10 protein-coding genes and 1 pseudogene are annotated in these 13362 nt (G+C 74.7%); 2 read left to right on the top strand and 9 right to left on the bottom strand.

The annotated features are described in order from the left end of the window. Positions 1–18 precede the first annotated feature (18 nt). The 9 genes from J7W19_RS32335 to J7W19_RS32295 form a co-directional block, all read right to left on the bottom strand. Complete coding sequence (locus J7W19_RS32335; protein ID WP_004955431.1) at positions 19–1008, bottom strand: GlxA family transcriptional regulator; 990 nt, start codon at positions 1006–1008, stop codon at positions 19–21. Positions 1009–1282: 274 nt separating this feature from the next. Continuing rightward, positions 1283–2497, bottom strand: a complete 1215-nt coding sequence (locus J7W19_RS32330; protein WP_004956465.1) for an IS110 family RNA-guided transposase — start codon at positions 2495–2497, stop codon at positions 1283–1285. A gap of 420 nt (positions 2498–2917) precedes the next feature. Further along, positions 2918–4144, bottom strand: a complete 1227-nt coding sequence (locus J7W19_RS32325) for a cytochrome P450 (protein ID WP_004954037.1) — start codon at positions 4142–4144, stop codon at positions 2918–2920. Positions 4145–4182: 38 nt separating this feature from the next. Then, the gene (locus J7W19_RS32320) at positions 4183–5412 is read right to left on the bottom strand and encodes a cytochrome P450 family protein (protein WP_004954034.1); all 1230 of its coding nucleotides are present in this window, start codon (positions 5410–5412) and stop codon (positions 4183–4185) included. Continuing rightward, positions 5409–8507 (bottom strand): amino acid adenylation domain-containing protein, encoded by a 3099-nt coding sequence (locus J7W19_RS32315; RefSeq protein WP_004954032.1) that lies wholly within the window; start codon positions 8505–8507, stop codon positions 5409–5411. The genes J7W19_RS32320 and J7W19_RS32315 overlap by 4 nt, the downstream gene beginning before the upstream one ends. A 171-nt stretch (positions 8508–8678) precedes the next feature. Then, the gene (locus J7W19_RS32310) at positions 8679–9164 is read right to left on the bottom strand and encodes a TIGR03618 family F420-dependent PPOX class oxidoreductase (protein ID WP_004954028.1); all 486 of its coding nucleotides are present in this window, start codon (positions 9162–9164) and stop codon (positions 8679–8681) included. 408 nt (positions 9165–9572) lie between these two features. After that, complete coding sequence (locus J7W19_RS32305; RefSeq protein WP_004954025.1) at positions 9573–10871, bottom strand: TolB-like translocation protein; 1299 nt, start codon at positions 10869–10871, stop codon at positions 9573–9575. Between the two features lie 607 nt (positions 10872–11478). Next, the gene (locus J7W19_RS32300; RefSeq protein ID WP_004954023.1) at positions 11479–11955 is read right to left on the bottom strand and encodes a MarR family winged helix-turn-helix transcriptional regulator; all 477 of its coding nucleotides are present in this window, start codon (positions 11953–11955) and stop codon (positions 11479–11481) included. After that, a complete protein-coding gene (locus J7W19_RS32295) occupies positions 11952–12371 on the bottom strand; it encodes an SRPBCC family protein (RefSeq protein ID WP_004954018.1) in 420 nt (139 codons plus the stop codon). The genes J7W19_RS32300 and J7W19_RS32295 overlap by 4 nt, the downstream gene beginning before the upstream one ends. Here J7W19_RS32295 and J7W19_RS33325 point away from each other — a divergent pair. Beyond that, positions 12370–12744, top strand: a pseudogene (locus tag J7W19_RS33325) (hypothetical protein); the annotation flags it as partial. The gene J7W19_RS32295 and the pseudogene J7W19_RS33325 sit on opposite strands and share 2 nt — an antisense overlap. 102 nt (positions 12745–12846) lie before the next feature. Next, positions 12847–13326 (top strand): multicopper oxidase domain-containing protein, encoded by a 480-nt coding sequence (locus J7W19_RS33320; RefSeq protein ID WP_004954011.1) that lies wholly within the window; start codon positions 12847–12849, stop codon positions 13324–13326. Positions 13327–13362: the final 36 nt, after the last annotated feature.

Here is a 13362-nt window from a genome sequence, read left to right as displayed (position 1 = left end):
CCGGAGGGGCAGAAGGGCTCAGGTGGTGCGGAAGCGGCGGCGGTACGCGGCCGGGGTGGTGTTGATCTGCCGGCGGAACGCCCGGTGCAGGGTCTCCACCGACCGCAGGCCGCAGGCCCGGGCGACGTGTTCCAGGGGCCGGTCGGTGGTCTCCAGCAGCCGACGGGCCGCCTCCACCCGGGCCGCCTCCACATAGCCGGCCGGAGTGGCGCCGGTCTCCTGGGCGAACACGCGGGAGAAGTGCCGTTCGCTCAGGCACATCCGCGCCGCCAGGGCGGCCGCCGACAGGTCCTCGTCGAGGTGTTCGCCGATGTACCGGCGCAGCTCGTCGAGGTCCCTGCGGGACGACGCCGGGCGGCTGATCGGCACGCTGAACTGGCTCTGGCCGCCGGGGCGTTTGAGGTAGACGACCAGCTGGCGGGCGACGGCCAGCGCCAGGTCCTCGCCGTGGTCCTCGGCGACCAGGGCGAGGGCCAGGTCGAGGCAGGCGCTGATGCCCGCGCCGGTCCACACCCGCCCCGAGCGGACGAAGATCGGGTCCGCGTCGACGTCCACCCGCGGGTGGTCCGCGGCGAGTTGCGCGGCGGTCGACCAGTGCGTGGTCGCCCTCCGGCCGTCCAGCACCCCGGCCGCGGCGAGCAGGTGCGCGCCCACGCACACCGAGGCGACGCGCCGCGCGTGGGGCGCGGTGGCCTTGATCCATTCCACCAGGCCGTCGTCGATCCGGGCCCGCGGGCCCTCGGGCCCGGGGTCGACCGCGCCGGGGACGAGCAGGGTGTCCACCGCGGCCCCCACGTCGGCCATGCCCAGGTCGGTCACCACGCGCACCCCCGCCGAGGTCGCGACGGCCTCCCCCGCCGGGCCGGGGCCGGCCAGCCGTACCTCGTACCCGGCACGGCCGCCGCTCTCCCGGTTGGCCAGGGCGAACACCTCGGCCGGGCCGGTGACGTCGAGGAGGTCGACGTCGGGGAAGACCGCGATCACAACGCGGTGGTGCGTCTGGGGCATGCCCCTATCGTCCGGGCCGCGGCGGCGTGGCCGCAATGACGTGCTTCTGTCATATCCGGACATGGCGCGGGCGGGGGGGTGCCCCTATCTGTTTCGTCAACCCTGGCGGGGCTGGTTCGTAGGGGTTCGTGCTGGTTTTCGGGAACGTCCCGCGAAGCGGGATGTTCCCGGCGGCTCGGGTGCGGTGCGGGCAGGGCGGTGGCCGGCGTGGCGGGGGTGGCCGTGCCGGTGACGGGATGGAGCGGGCTGGAAGAGGCAGGGGGTGGGGTGGGTGTCAGGCAGCGAGGTCGAGGGCGCGGGGTTCGTAGAGGGTGCCGTTGCGGATCATCGCGTGGATGACGTTCACGCGTTGCCGGGCCAGGCGGAGGATCGCCTGGGTGTGAGTCTTGCCGCGGGTTCGCTGGCGGTCGTAGTAGATCCGCGAGGACGGGTCGCTCTTGCAGCCGGTCGCGGCGAACGCGGCCTGGAACAGGGCGCGTTTGAGGAGCCGGTTGCCGCGGTGGGGAGCGTGCTCGCCGCGGATGGAGGTGCCCGAGGACTTCGTTGCGGGGGCGAGTCCGGCGTAGGAGGCGAGGTGTCCGGCGGTGGGGAAGCCGGTGCCGTCACCGATCGCGACGATCACCGCGGCGGTGGTCCTGACGCCCATGCCGGGCAGGGACGTCAGGAGGTGGAAAAGAGGGAGGGCCTCCAGCAGGGCGGCGATCTCCTGCTCGGTGGCCTGTCGCTGGGTGTGGGCGGCGGCGAGCTGAGCGGCCAGGCCCGGAACGATCAGCGCGGACGCCTCGGTGCCGGGAACGACGAGAGTCTGCTCGGCCAGCGCGTCGGAGATCTCCCCGGCCAGCTGCTTCGCCTTGCGCGAGCCGTGCGCTTTGAGCAGGGCCTCGCAGCGGGCCCGGCCGAGTCTCTTCAGCTTCGCCGGGGAGCCGTGCCGGGCCAGGAGGGCTTGGACGTAGGGGTAGGCCAGGCGCGGGCCGAGCACGCGTTCCAGGGAGGGGTGGATCTGGGAGAGCAGGCCGCGCAGCCGGTTGGTGGTGCGGTTCACCTCGCCGGCCAGGTCGTTGTCGTAGCCGGTGAGCATGGTCAGCTCGGCCAGTACCTCGTCGTCACGGTCCACCGCGCGCAAGGTGTGCGGCATGGTCCGGGCGGTCTCGGCGATCACGAACGCGTCGCGGGCGTCTGTCTTGGCCTCACCGGGATGCAGGTCGGCGGCCCGCCGCATCGACAGTCCCGGCAGGTAGGCCACCCGGCACCCGCTCGCGCGGGCCACCGTCAGCGGCAGCGCGCCGATGTTGGCGACCTGGTCCACGATCACCAGGACGGTACCGAACTTCGCCACCAGCTTGGTGAACAGCTCCAGCAGTTTCGGCTCGGTGTTGGGCAGCCGCTTGTCGTGCACGGTCCTGCCGTCCCCGGTCCGGCCGTGGGCGTGGTGGAACTCCTTGCCCAGGTCCAGGCCGAGGAAGAGATCTGTCGCGGTCGTGTCGACCATGTGCGCGTGCCCCTCGCCACTCGTCTCCCCAACTCCCGGCCGTCCCTGCGGCACCACACGCCGGCAACCACGTTACGCAGACATGCCACCCGTGAAGCGGTCCGGCATTGCGCCGAACCAGAGTGGTCGTCAGGCCCCTCATCAGCGGTCAAGCGGTGCCCCGAAGCCCGGCGGCAACACCCCCCAGGTCATGTACTTCGACAGGGGGCACACAGCCATACCGAGCCCGGGGGCCAGGCGCCCCGTTGCGGGGCCACGGAAAAGGTAACGGGGCCGGTCCTCGTCGCGCCCTCCGGAACTCGAACCGTTCCACCGGCAGGCCCAGGCCCGGTACGAGTTCGGCCGGCCCAACGTGTTCGACCGGGGCTGACCCCCTGCCCGGGGGCAGGGGGTCAGCCCCGGCGCACCGGTGTCCCGTTCTCACCAGGTGACGAGGATCTCCGCCGGCATGATCGCCATCCGGTGGGGGTGCCAGGGGACCTCGGTCGCCGGAACCGCGGGGCGGAGGTCCGGGAGGTGGTCGACGAGGACGCGGAACGCCGTGTCGGAGTGGCGGCGGACCAGGTGGGCGCCCGGGCAGTGGTGGCGGCCGTAGCCGAAGCGGAGGTGGGGGTTGGGCGAGCGGGACGGGTCGAAGGTCTCGGGGGCGGTGAAGGCGGCCGGGTCGAAGTTGACGGCGTCCAGGGAGAGCAGGACGAGGTCGCCCTGTTTGAGGGACGCCGGGCCGAGTTCGGTGTCCCGGGTGACGTAGCGCGGGATCGCGTTGCCCAGGACGACGCTGTAGCGCAGCAGTTCCTCCACGCACTGGGGTGTCGTCTCGGGCCGCTCCCGCAGGGTCTTGAGCGCTTCGGGCCGCTGGAGGAGGTTGAACGCCGCCACGCCCAGGAAGCTCGCGAAGTCCTCGTAGCCGCTGACGAAGAGGACGGCGACGATGTTGGACAGCTGCCGGCCCGTCAGTCCCTGGTGGCGGGCGTTGAGGTCGGCGAGGCGGTCGGCCAGGCCGCGCGGCTCGCCCGGGCGGCGGGCGGCCATGTGCGCGTCCATGTGCCGGCGGATCTCCTCCCAGTTGCGGGCGAGTTCCTCGTCCGAGTACGTGACCATCGTCAGGTCGGCGTCGGCGCGGGGGGCCAGGTACGCGCGGTCCTCGAAGGGCAGCCCGAGCAGGCGCAGCATGCAGCGGGCGGCGACGTGTTCGGCGAAGTGCTTCTGGAGGTCGCCCGGCGCGCCCTCGCGGACCATGGCGTCCAGGCCCTCGCGGGTCGCTTCGGCGACCCAGGCGTCGGGCAGCTCGGGCTGGTCGCGGCCGAGGGCCTTGAGCACCTCGTCGCGCAGGCCGGCCTTCTTGAGGTGGTTCATGGCGTCCAGCAGTTCGGGCGCCAGGATGGGGGCGTCCTGCGCCGGGCTGTCGGCCTCGCCCAGTACGGAGCGGGCGAAGGCCCGGTCGCGCAGCACGTGCCGGGTGAGGTCGTAGCCGGTGACGAGCCACGCCTCGCCACCGGAGTTGGTGCCGACGCGGGCCACCGGGCAGCGACCGCGCAGTTCGGCGAGTTCGGGGGCGAGCCGGTCGCCTTTGGTGCTGAACGGGTAGCGCGGCAGCGGCTCCTCGGACGGGCCGCCGGCGGCCGTGGGGGTGTGCGGTGTGGTCACGGGGTATGGGCCTCTCTCGTCGGCGGGCGGTACGGGCGTCACCAGCGCACCGGCAGCCGGGCCGGGGCGCGCAGCGGGGTCGTCTCGTCCCAGGGGAGCGAGGCGGCCGGTTCGGCCAGTTCGACGCCGGGCAGCCGCTCGAGCAGCACCTCGATGGCGGTGGTGAGCTGGAGCCGGGTCAGGTGGCCGCCGGTGCAGGCGTGCGGGCCGTGCCCGAAGGCCACGTGGGCGTTGGGCGAGCGGGTCAGGTCGAGCCGGTCGGGGTCGGTGAACGCCGCGGGGTCGCGGTTGGCCGACGCCGGGACGGGCACGACCGCGTCGCCGGCCCGGATGCGCTGCCCGTGCAGGGTGAAGTCCTCCCGGGCGACGAGGATGTTGATCGCGTTCATCAGCGGTACGTAGCGCAGCAGTTCCTCCACGGCGGCGCCGATGCGCGCGGGCTCCTCGCGGAGCCTCCGCAGCTCGTCGGGGTGGTCGAGGAGGACGAGCATGGCGTTGCCGGTGTGCTGGATGTTGGTCTTGTAGCCGGCCATGAGCATGGTGACGACGAAGCTGACGACGTCGTCGCGCGTCAGGGTGGCACCCGCCCGGCGGCTCTCCGCCAGCAGCAGACCGAGGTAGTCCTCGCCCTCCCCCGCCCGCTCCCTGCGGGCGATGAGCTCGGAGGCGTAGTCCTGGAGGGCGTACAGCGCGGCCAGCACCTCCTCCATCGTCAGCCCGGAGGCGCCGAGCAGGGCGAGGGTGTGCGGCAGGTAGACGTCGCGCTCCTCGTACGGCAGTCCGACGGTCTCGCACAGCACCCGCAGCGGGAGCGGTTCGACGTAGGCGGGGACGAGGTCGGCCGTGCCGTCCGGCGCCCCGGCGACCATGGCGTCGAGGAGCTCCTCGGCGATGGCCCGGACGCGCGGGACCATGAACTCCAGCCTGCGGCGGCCGAACAGCGGGAGGACGGTACGGCGGACGCGCTCGTGGTGCTCGCCGGTCATCTCCAGGAAGGTGGGCAGGCACGGCGGCGGGGCGTCGGCGCCCTCGCGGGGCGGCCAGGCCGACAGCAGCGGCCGGACGAGCCGGGGGTCGGCGAAGGCGGCGCGCACGTCCTCGTAGCGGCTGAGGAGCCAGCCCGTCTCGCCGTTGGGCAGCTTCGCCTTGACGACGGGCTGTTCGGCGCGCAGCCGGGCGTAGCCGCACGGCGATCCGGCGCTGCCGGGCTCGGGGGCGGGGACGTCGATGACGGTGCCGGTGGGGTCCACGGCTTCGGTGTCGCTCATGCGGTCCCCTCCGAGGGACTGGTCGCGGGGCGGGTGAGGTAGCCGGAGGTGTGGAAGTACTCCAGGTAGCGGTCGAGCAGGGCGGCGTCGACCGGCGGGCAGTCGAGCCCGCTGCCGGCCAGCGCCGCCTCGGTGTTGCGCCGCCCCAGCACGGGGAAGGTGTCCTGGAGGTACATCTCCTTGACGGACCGGTCCGTCGTGCGGCCGCGGTCGACGCACAGCGACACGAACGGGGCCGTGGCGGCCGTGGGGTGCGCGGCGACGTGGCGGACGAGGGCGGCGACCCACTCGTCGTAGGGCAGCGTGCGCAGGGTGTGGCCGGCGGCGCGCATCCGGTCCAGGACGTCCGAGAGCATCGCCGGGCGCGGGTTGGTGAGGTGGTAGACGCGGCCGTCGGCCTGCTGGTGGGTGGCGATGTGGACGAGGGCCGCGGCGAGGTGGTCCACCGGGACGAAGTCCATGGGCAGCGCGATGTCCGGGGCCAGGCCCGTGTCGGCGATCATCTTCAGCAGCGAGCAGATGGCCGTCTCGGTGTTGCACACGCCGCGCGCCGTGTCGCCCGTGACCTCGTACGGCCGGTGGACGGCGACCGGGAGTCCCTGGTCGGCGGCCTGCCGCAGCACGCCCTCGGCGACCCACTTGCTCTCCGCGTAGCCCATGGTCAGGGCGTCGGCGTGGTCCAACGGCAGGTCCTCGTCCACCTCGCGCACCCCGGCCGCGCCGAAGCCGGCGACGACGGCGACGGTGGAGACGAAGTGCACGGGGACGCGGCGGGGCGCGGCGATGCGGACGACCTCCCGGGTGCCGTCGACGTTGGCCGCGCGCAACTCCTCATAGGGGTAGAGGAAGTTGACGTGGGCGCCGTTGTGGACGACGAGGTCCAGGGTGCGGGAGAGGTCGGCCGTGCGCGCGTCGGACAGGCCGAGGGCGGGCTGGGTCAGGTCGCCGGGGAAGCACTCCACCCGCTGCCACGCGGCCTCGTCCGGGTGCAGCCCGTAGCGGGCGAGCGCGGTGCGCACCCGCCGTTCGGCGTGGGCCGGGCCCGTCGCCCGTACCGGGCAGTGGACGCGTGCCCGCGTGGTGCGCAGCAGCCGGTCGAGGAGGAAGGCGCCGACGAACCCGGAGGCGCCGGTGAGCAGCACGTGCCGCGGGTCGTGGGGGCGCGGGGCCGGGCCGGTGGCGGGCGGGAGGTCGAAGCCGAGCTCGGCCTCCTTGACGAAGTCGGCGGGCGGCGCGGCCGTTCCGGCGGTGCCGTGGCGTGCCTCGCGGACGGCCGCGGCGAAGCCTTCCAGGGTGGGGGCGGCCAGCAGCGCCCTGACGAGGCCCGAGCCGTGGGCGGCGTCCAGGCCCAGGACGGCGAGGGTGCGGGTGACGGTCTCGGAGGCGAGCAGGGAGTCGCCGCCGAGGTCGAAGAACCGGTCGTGGGGGGCGGGCCGGACGCGCAGGACCTGCTGCCACACCTCCGCGAGGACGCCGAGCAGGCCGTCCTCCGCCGCGGGTTCCTCCCCCGCCGGTTCGGGGGCGGGGGCCGCGGCCTTCAGCCGGGCGCGGTCCACCTTGCCGCCGCTGGTCACCGGGAACCGTTCCAGCGGCACGAGCGCCGGGACGGCCTGCGCGGGCAGCCACTGCGCGCAGTAGGCGCGCAGGTCCGGCACGGGCACCGGGTGCCCGGCCTCGGCGGGGGTGACGTACGCCGTGAGCGCGCCGTCCTCGGCCTCGACGACGGCCTCGCCGACCGCCGGGTTGGCCCGCAGCCGGGCCTCGACCTCGTCGAGTTCGACGCGGACGCCGCGCAGCTTCACCTGCCGGTCCAGCCGGCCGTGGTACTCCAGCAGGCCGTCGGCGGTCAGGACCGCCCGGTCGCCGGTCCGGTACAGCCGCCCGCCCGGTTCCACGGCGGGCAGGGTGACGAACCGCTCGGCGGTCAGCGCCGCGTCGCCGAGGTAGCCGAGGGCCAGCCCGTCCCCGCCGACGTACAGCTCGCCCTCCTCGCCGGGCGCCGCCGGGGTGCCGTCCGGGCGCACGACGTGGCAGGTGGAGGCGCCGAAGGGGCGGCCGAGGGGCACGTGCCCGGCGTCGTCGGGCAGCGGGCGCAGCACATGGGCGGTGGAGACCACCGCGTTCTCGGTCGGGCCGTAGAAGTTGACGACGGTGGTGCCGGGGCAGGCCGCCAGCACGGCGTTGGCCAGGCGCGGGTCCATCGCCTCGCCGCCGGCCGACACGAACCGCAGCCCCGCCAGGGCCTCGGGCCGGGTCCGGGCGAGGAGGTGGAAGACGCTGGTCGTCAGGTACGCGACCGTGACCCGCCGGGTGCGCAGCAACTCCTCCAGGGCGGTGGGCGAGAGGAGTTCGGCGCGGTCGGCGATGACCAGGCACGCCCCGGTGAGCAGCGCGCCCCAGATCTCTATCGTCGAGGCGTCGGAGGACAGCCCGTAGGCGTGCAGGACGCGGTCGTCCGGTCCGGGCGGCGGCAGTTCGGGGTCGGAGAGCACGAGGCGGACGACGCCGCGGTGCGGTATGGCGACCGGTTTGGGGCGGCCGGTGGTGCCGGAGGTGAAGGCCACGTAGGCGGGGTCGGTCGGGGCCGCGGTGCGGGAGGGGGCGCGGGGGCCGACGGGGGCGGCGGTGGTCGCGTCGTCCTCGTCGAGGCCGATGGTCACGCGCAGTCCGCGCACCGGGCGTTCGCCGCCGGGCAGGGTGACGGCGGCGCGCAGCCCCGCGTCCTCCGCCATGGCCCGCAGCCGGGCCGGCGGCAGGTCCTGGTCCAGCGGGACGTACGCGCAGCCGGCCTTGAGGATGCCCAGCAGCGCGACCAGCGCTTCGAGGGAACGACCACCGCAGACGCCCACCAGGTCGCCCGGCTCGACGCCGTGCGAGCGCAGGCGCGCCGCCAGGGCGTCGGAACGGGCGTCGAGCCGGCCGTAGGTGAGGGTGCGCTCCCCGTGCCGGGCGGCGAGGGCGTCCGGGCGGGCGGCCGCCTGCGCCGTGAACAGCTCGGCTACGAGCCGGTCCCGCGGGTAGCCGGGCGGGGGCGCGGTGTCCGCCGTGGGCCGGGTGCGCGGGTGGGGGCGTAAGGAGACGTCGGTGTGGGTCATGTGCGGGTGCGGTGTCCTTCCGGGTTGTGCTGGGGTGCGGTGGCGCGGTGCGTCGGCTCTGCGGGGTACGCGGGCTCGGCGCTGTCGCGCGCGGTCCGGTGCTCGCGCTTCCGGGGCGCGGCGTGCGGTGCGCCTTTTCGGTTGTGCGGCTTTTCGGGTGTGCGGCGGCGGTCAGCCGGCGGCCGGGGTCTCCGCCGAGGTGCCGGCGAAGTCGGCCGCGAAGGCGGCGAAGTCGGCGGTGCGCCAGCGCTCCGGGCGCATGCGGAAGACGACGTCGTCCTTCAGCTGGGCCGCCGTGGCCGCCAGGTAGTCGCGGGCCTCGTCGGGGTCGAGGTAGCGGTGGGCCAGGGCCTCGCGCACGGCCGGGTCGACGGGGTCCTCGACCGCGGTGACCGGCCCCTCGACGCTGACGTAGCGGTACGGCCGCCGTTCGTCCTGCACGCAGAGGCTGAACCGCCCGGCGGCGCGCAGCAGTCGGGCCTTGACCGTCTCCCGGCCCGTCTCGACGACCACTTCGCCGCCCGGCTCGTACGCGTACCAGACGGGCACCACCAGGGGTGCCCGGTCGCCGCCCCGGGGATCGGTGACGCCCAGGACGCCGATGTGCGGGGCGGCAAGGAATCGTTCGCGGGCGTCGTGCGGCATGGCGGGCAGCATGCGGCTCCTCTTCGGTGTGGGCGGGAAAGCGCCGTTTCAGGGGCGGCTCCCCCGTGAAAGATCTTGGAAGCGAACGCATAACTCCCCGTGCCCATTGCCCTACAAACTGATGTTTTGAGCCGTCTTGGGAGGCGGCACGGCAGGGGGGAACGATACGTCAGGCGGGGGCGGGGGCCGGGCGTTACCTGCGGTTGATCAGGAGGAAGCGCCGGGCGCGGGCGATCGGTGCCGTCGGGCGCCCGGGAGGCCGAAAGCAGACCCCGGCGGAGATTCGCGCGGGTGCGGCGGCGTGGCGACCGGGAAGCCGGTCGAATGGGCGTGAACGAACAGGCCGGGGCGGGGTGGAGCGCGGCCGTACCGGCATCGCGCTCCGCCCCGCCCCGGCCGTGGCCTTGGGCGTTCGCCCGGTCAGGCGGGCGGGAGCCGGCGGGCGTACACCTTGCCGCCGCCGTCGAAGAGGGCGGTGGTGCCGGGGCCGTCCACGGAGAGGGAGTTGGGGGTCCAGGAGATGTCCGTGGCGCCGCCGGCCGGGCCGATCCGCTCGATCCGGCCGGTCCGCAGGTCGCGCCGGAAGAGGTCCACGGCCTGGTTGGTGTCGCCGGGCACCAGGTTGTCGGCGCCCGAGGCGAACAGCAGCCATCGTCCGTCGGCCGTCACGCTGCCGCGGTAGGCGTCGTGCACGGTCCGGGTGCCCGGCAGCGGGAGGGCCGCCTTCGTGGTGGTGCCGTGCCGCAGGTCGCGGAGGTAGAGCTCGACGTGCGAGCCCTCCTCGTCCGTCCCGTTGGGCTCGAAGACGCGGAACGTGGCGTACCGCCCGTCGGGGCTCAGATTGACGTACGGGTGCGCGTCGCGCAGCATGCCGGCCGGGTCGACGGAGGCGCCCTGGATGCGGCCGGTGCGCGCGTCGTACACGTAGAACGGGAACGTGGGGCGCGGGCGCGGCGGCTTGGAGCCGGTGGGGGCGGCGGGGGCGGCGGTGGGGGCCTGGTCGCGCGGCAGCAGGTTGGTGGCCCGGGAGCGGAAGCCGATCGTGGTGCCGTCCGCGCTGATCACCGGGTCGGCGGAGGAGTTGTCGGCCCGGGAGCCGTCCGCGCCCGCCGTGACCAGCCGGGTGGTCCCCTTCCAGCGGTCGGTGACATGGATGTCCCGCCCGTCGAGGGTGTACGCGACGTACCGGCCGTCCGCGCTGATGGTGGGGCTCGCGGCGCTCCCGTCGGCGCTGACGAGTTCGGTGTGCCCGGTCCGGCGGTCCCGGACGAAGACCCGGTAGCCGCCGTTGGCGGGCAGCCCCGGCAGGACGTCGGCCGCGTCGGACGCGAACGCCACGTACCGGCCGTCGCCGCTGATGGCCGCCTGACTCGTGGACCCGTCGAGCTGCGCGCCGTCGTCGGCGAGGCTGACCCGTTCCGTCCGCCCGGTGCGCAGGTCGCGGACGAAGACGTCGTACAGGCGGTTGGTGTCGCCCTGGACGAGGTTGGACGCCAGGGAGGTGAAGACGGCGTACCGGCCGTCGGCGCTCATCCCGCGGGCCTCGGACCAGTTGTCGGGCTGCGCGCCGTCGAGTCCGAGGTCCACTTGGACGACGTCGTCGGCCCGCGGTTCCGCGTGGGCCGGCAGCGCCGCCCCCGCCATCAGGGCCGCCGCCGCGAGGACCAGGCCCCCGCGCGCCAGCGGCCGTCTCGCCTTGCCGGTGTTCGTCCGTCTCATGGTGATCCGTCCTCCCCTGTGGTCGGGCCGGCCCGTCACCGGCGCCGCCCCTTCGGCGAGGGAGAGCCAACCGGCGGCGGTCGGCGCGGTCAACGACACCGATCACGGACGGGCGGGAACCCGCCAACCGGGCGCGGCGGCGCGGGAGTCGACGCCCCCCTCCTCCGGCTCGCCCGGTGGGTCGGCCGACGCGTCGCCCGGTGGGCCGACCGGGAGACGGACGCGTCGTCAGGACCGGGACCGGCGCCGCGACCGGGACCGGGACCGGCGCCGCGACCGGGACCGGCGCCGCGACCGGGACCGGCGCCGCGACCGGGACCGGCGCCGCGACCGGGACCGGCGCCGCGACCGGGACCGGCGCCGCGACCGGGACCGGCGCCGCGACCGGGACCGGCGCCGCGACCGCGCGCTGTCGCGGCGGTCGCGGACCACCACGATCCCGGCGGAGCGCCGCGGCCGGTCGGGCGCCGTACGGGCGGGGCGTCCGCCTACGCGCCGGCGCCGCCGGGCGATGCCGGGCCCCCGTCGGCCACGCGACCAGGGGCGGGCACGGCCGACGGCCGGGGTCGGTTCCCCACCGCGCCCGGCGCCCGGCCGCCGGGCGCGCCTAGGCCCGCTCCTCCCGTGAGGTCTCCACCAGCCGCCGCAGCAGGGCGCTCAGCGCCCGGCCGTCCAGGCCGTCGACCCCCTCGCCGGCCGGGGCGAAGAACTCCGCGTCCACCCGCTCGACCTCGGTGATGGCCGCCCGCGCCAGTTCGGCCCCGCGCGGGGTGATCCGCAGCCGGCGCGCGCGGGAGTCGCGCGGGTCGGCCTCCCGGTCCAGCAGTCCCTTCGCCTCCAGTTTCCGGACGAGTTGAGAGGTCATCTTCACGTCCGTCCCGGCCTGCCGGGCCAGTGCCTGCTGACTGGGCAGCTCGCCCCGCTCGTTGAGCCACCAGGCGCAGGACAGCAGGACGAACTGGGCGTGCGTCAGGTCGTACGGCGCCAAGGTCTCCGCGATGGCCCGCTGCCAGCGCAGCGTCGCGTGCCAGAGCCAGAAGCCGGGGCTGTGGTCGGGGCCGCCGATCCGCTCCCCCGCGCTCATCCGGCCGTCGCCCGCGCGAACAGGGCGGCCATCGCCTCCGGGAAGTCCTCGCTGATCGCGGGGCCGAGTTCGGGCCCGGCCGTGTCCGCGTCCGGCCCGGAGATCTCCAGCCGGTGCGCCACCGACGTTCCGCCGTCCGCCAGCGGGCTCAGCGTGTGGCTGAACCGCAGCACCATCCCGCCGAACTCGGTCTCGTCCGCGTAGCGCACGTTCTCCTCGATCTCGGTGATCACCGACACGATCGGTTCCTGGCCGGTCGGCGTCATGGAGACCCGGCTGCCGACCTCGAACGGCCCCAGCAGCGACACGGCCTCCATGGAGGTGTCCCACAGCGCCCAGTTGCCGACATCCCGCAGCACGGCCCAGACCGCCTCCGGTGCCGCCGTCGTCTCACCCGTGTAGGTGTGGCTCCACATGACGCGTTCCCCTCGCTCGACTCATCTGCGAACAGATTATCTGCGCGGAGACTATTTGCCAAGAGGTCAGCCTGCGAACGGAAGGCACACCGACGGGCGGGGAGGCCGGTACACAGACCCGGCACAGCCAGGCCCACCTCCCGCACGGCCGCGCGGACGGCCGCCACGGCCCGGGCCTCCTCCATCAACAGGCGGCGCGAGATGCGCATCGCAACTCGAGGTCGCCGGCTGCCGCTACCGCTTCCGCCTGCTCAACGGCTCCAACGCCCGCCGCTACCGGCTCCGGCTCGACGTCGAAGGCGGTGGGCACGGACGGTTCGTACAGATCGGCAGCGACGGCGGGCTGCTTCCCGCACCCCAGCGCCACGACGCGCTCGACATCGCGCCCGGCGAGCGGTTCGACGTCGTCGTCGACTTCGGCGACCACCCCGTTGGCAGCCGCGTCACCCTGCGCAACACCGCCGCCGGAGGCCGGATGCGCGACGTCATGCGCTTCCACGTCGCACGCAAGGCCAAGGACACCAGCCGAGTGCCGGACCGGCTCTCAACCCGCTATGAGGACCTCGCACCCGCCACGGGCGTACCGGTCCGCACCTTCGGCTTCCGCCGCACCCCCGCCGGCGAGGACCGCCGGATGTGGACCATCAACGGCAAGCCGTTCCACCCCGACACCGTCCTCGCCCGGCCCCGCCTGGGCAGCGTGGAACGCTGGCGCTTCAGCAGCGACTTCCACCACCCCGTCCACGTCCACCTCGCCCGGTTCCAGGTCACCGCCCGCGGCGGCCGCCCCGCCGAGCCCAAGGACGCCGGCTGGAAGGACACCGTGGACGTACGCCCGTACGAAACCGTCGAAACCCTCGTCCGCTTCACCGGCTACCGGGGCCGCTACATGATCCACTGCCACAACCTCGAACACGAGGACATGGCCATGATGGCCAACATCCAGATCACCTGAGGGGCCGCCCCCTCTCCCTCGGCTCAGCGGCGTTTT

The organism is Streptomyces mobaraensis NBRC 13819 = DSM 40847 (genome assembly GCF_017916255.1).
GTDB classification, from domain to species: domain Bacteria; phylum Actinomycetota; class Actinomycetes; order Streptomycetales; family Streptomycetaceae; genus Streptomyces; species Streptomyces mobaraensis.
Note: the sequence above shows the minus strand (reverse complement) of the source record. Positions and strands in the feature narration are given on the sequence as shown.

Coding starts and splice junctions, on each gene's coding strand:
- J7W19_RS32330 (WP_004956465.1), bottom strand. CDS start 2,497: ATGGTCGACACGACCGCGACAGATCTCTTCCTCGGCCTGGACCTGGGC.
- J7W19_RS32305 (WP_004954025.1), bottom strand. CDS start 10,871: ATGAGACGGACGAACACCGGCAAGGCGAGACGGCCGCTGGCGCGCGGG.
- J7W19_RS32315 (WP_004954032.1), bottom strand. CDS start 8,507: ATGACCCACACCGACGTCTCCTTACGCCCCCACCCGCGCACCCGGCCC.
- J7W19_RS32310 (WP_004954028.1), bottom strand. CDS start 9,164: ATGCTGCCCGCCATGCCGCACGACGCCCGCGAACGATTCCTTGCCGCC.
- J7W19_RS33320 (WP_004954011.1), top strand. CDS start 12,847: ATGCGCGACGTCATGCGCTTCCACGTCGCACGCAAGGCCAAGGACACC.
- J7W19_RS32295 (WP_004954018.1), bottom strand. CDS start 12,371: ATGTGGAGCCACACCTACACGGGTGAGACGACGGCGGCACCGGAGGCG.
- J7W19_RS32300 (WP_004954023.1), bottom strand. CDS start 11,955: ATGAGCGCGGGGGAGCGGATCGGCGGCCCCGACCACAGCCCCGGCTTC.
- J7W19_RS32335 (WP_004955431.1), bottom strand. CDS start 1,008: ATGCCCCAGACGCACCACCGCGTTGTGATCGCGGTCTTCCCCGACGTC.
- J7W19_RS32320 (WP_004954034.1), bottom strand. CDS start 5,412: ATGAGCGACACCGAAGCCGTGGACCCCACCGGCACCGTCATCGACGTC.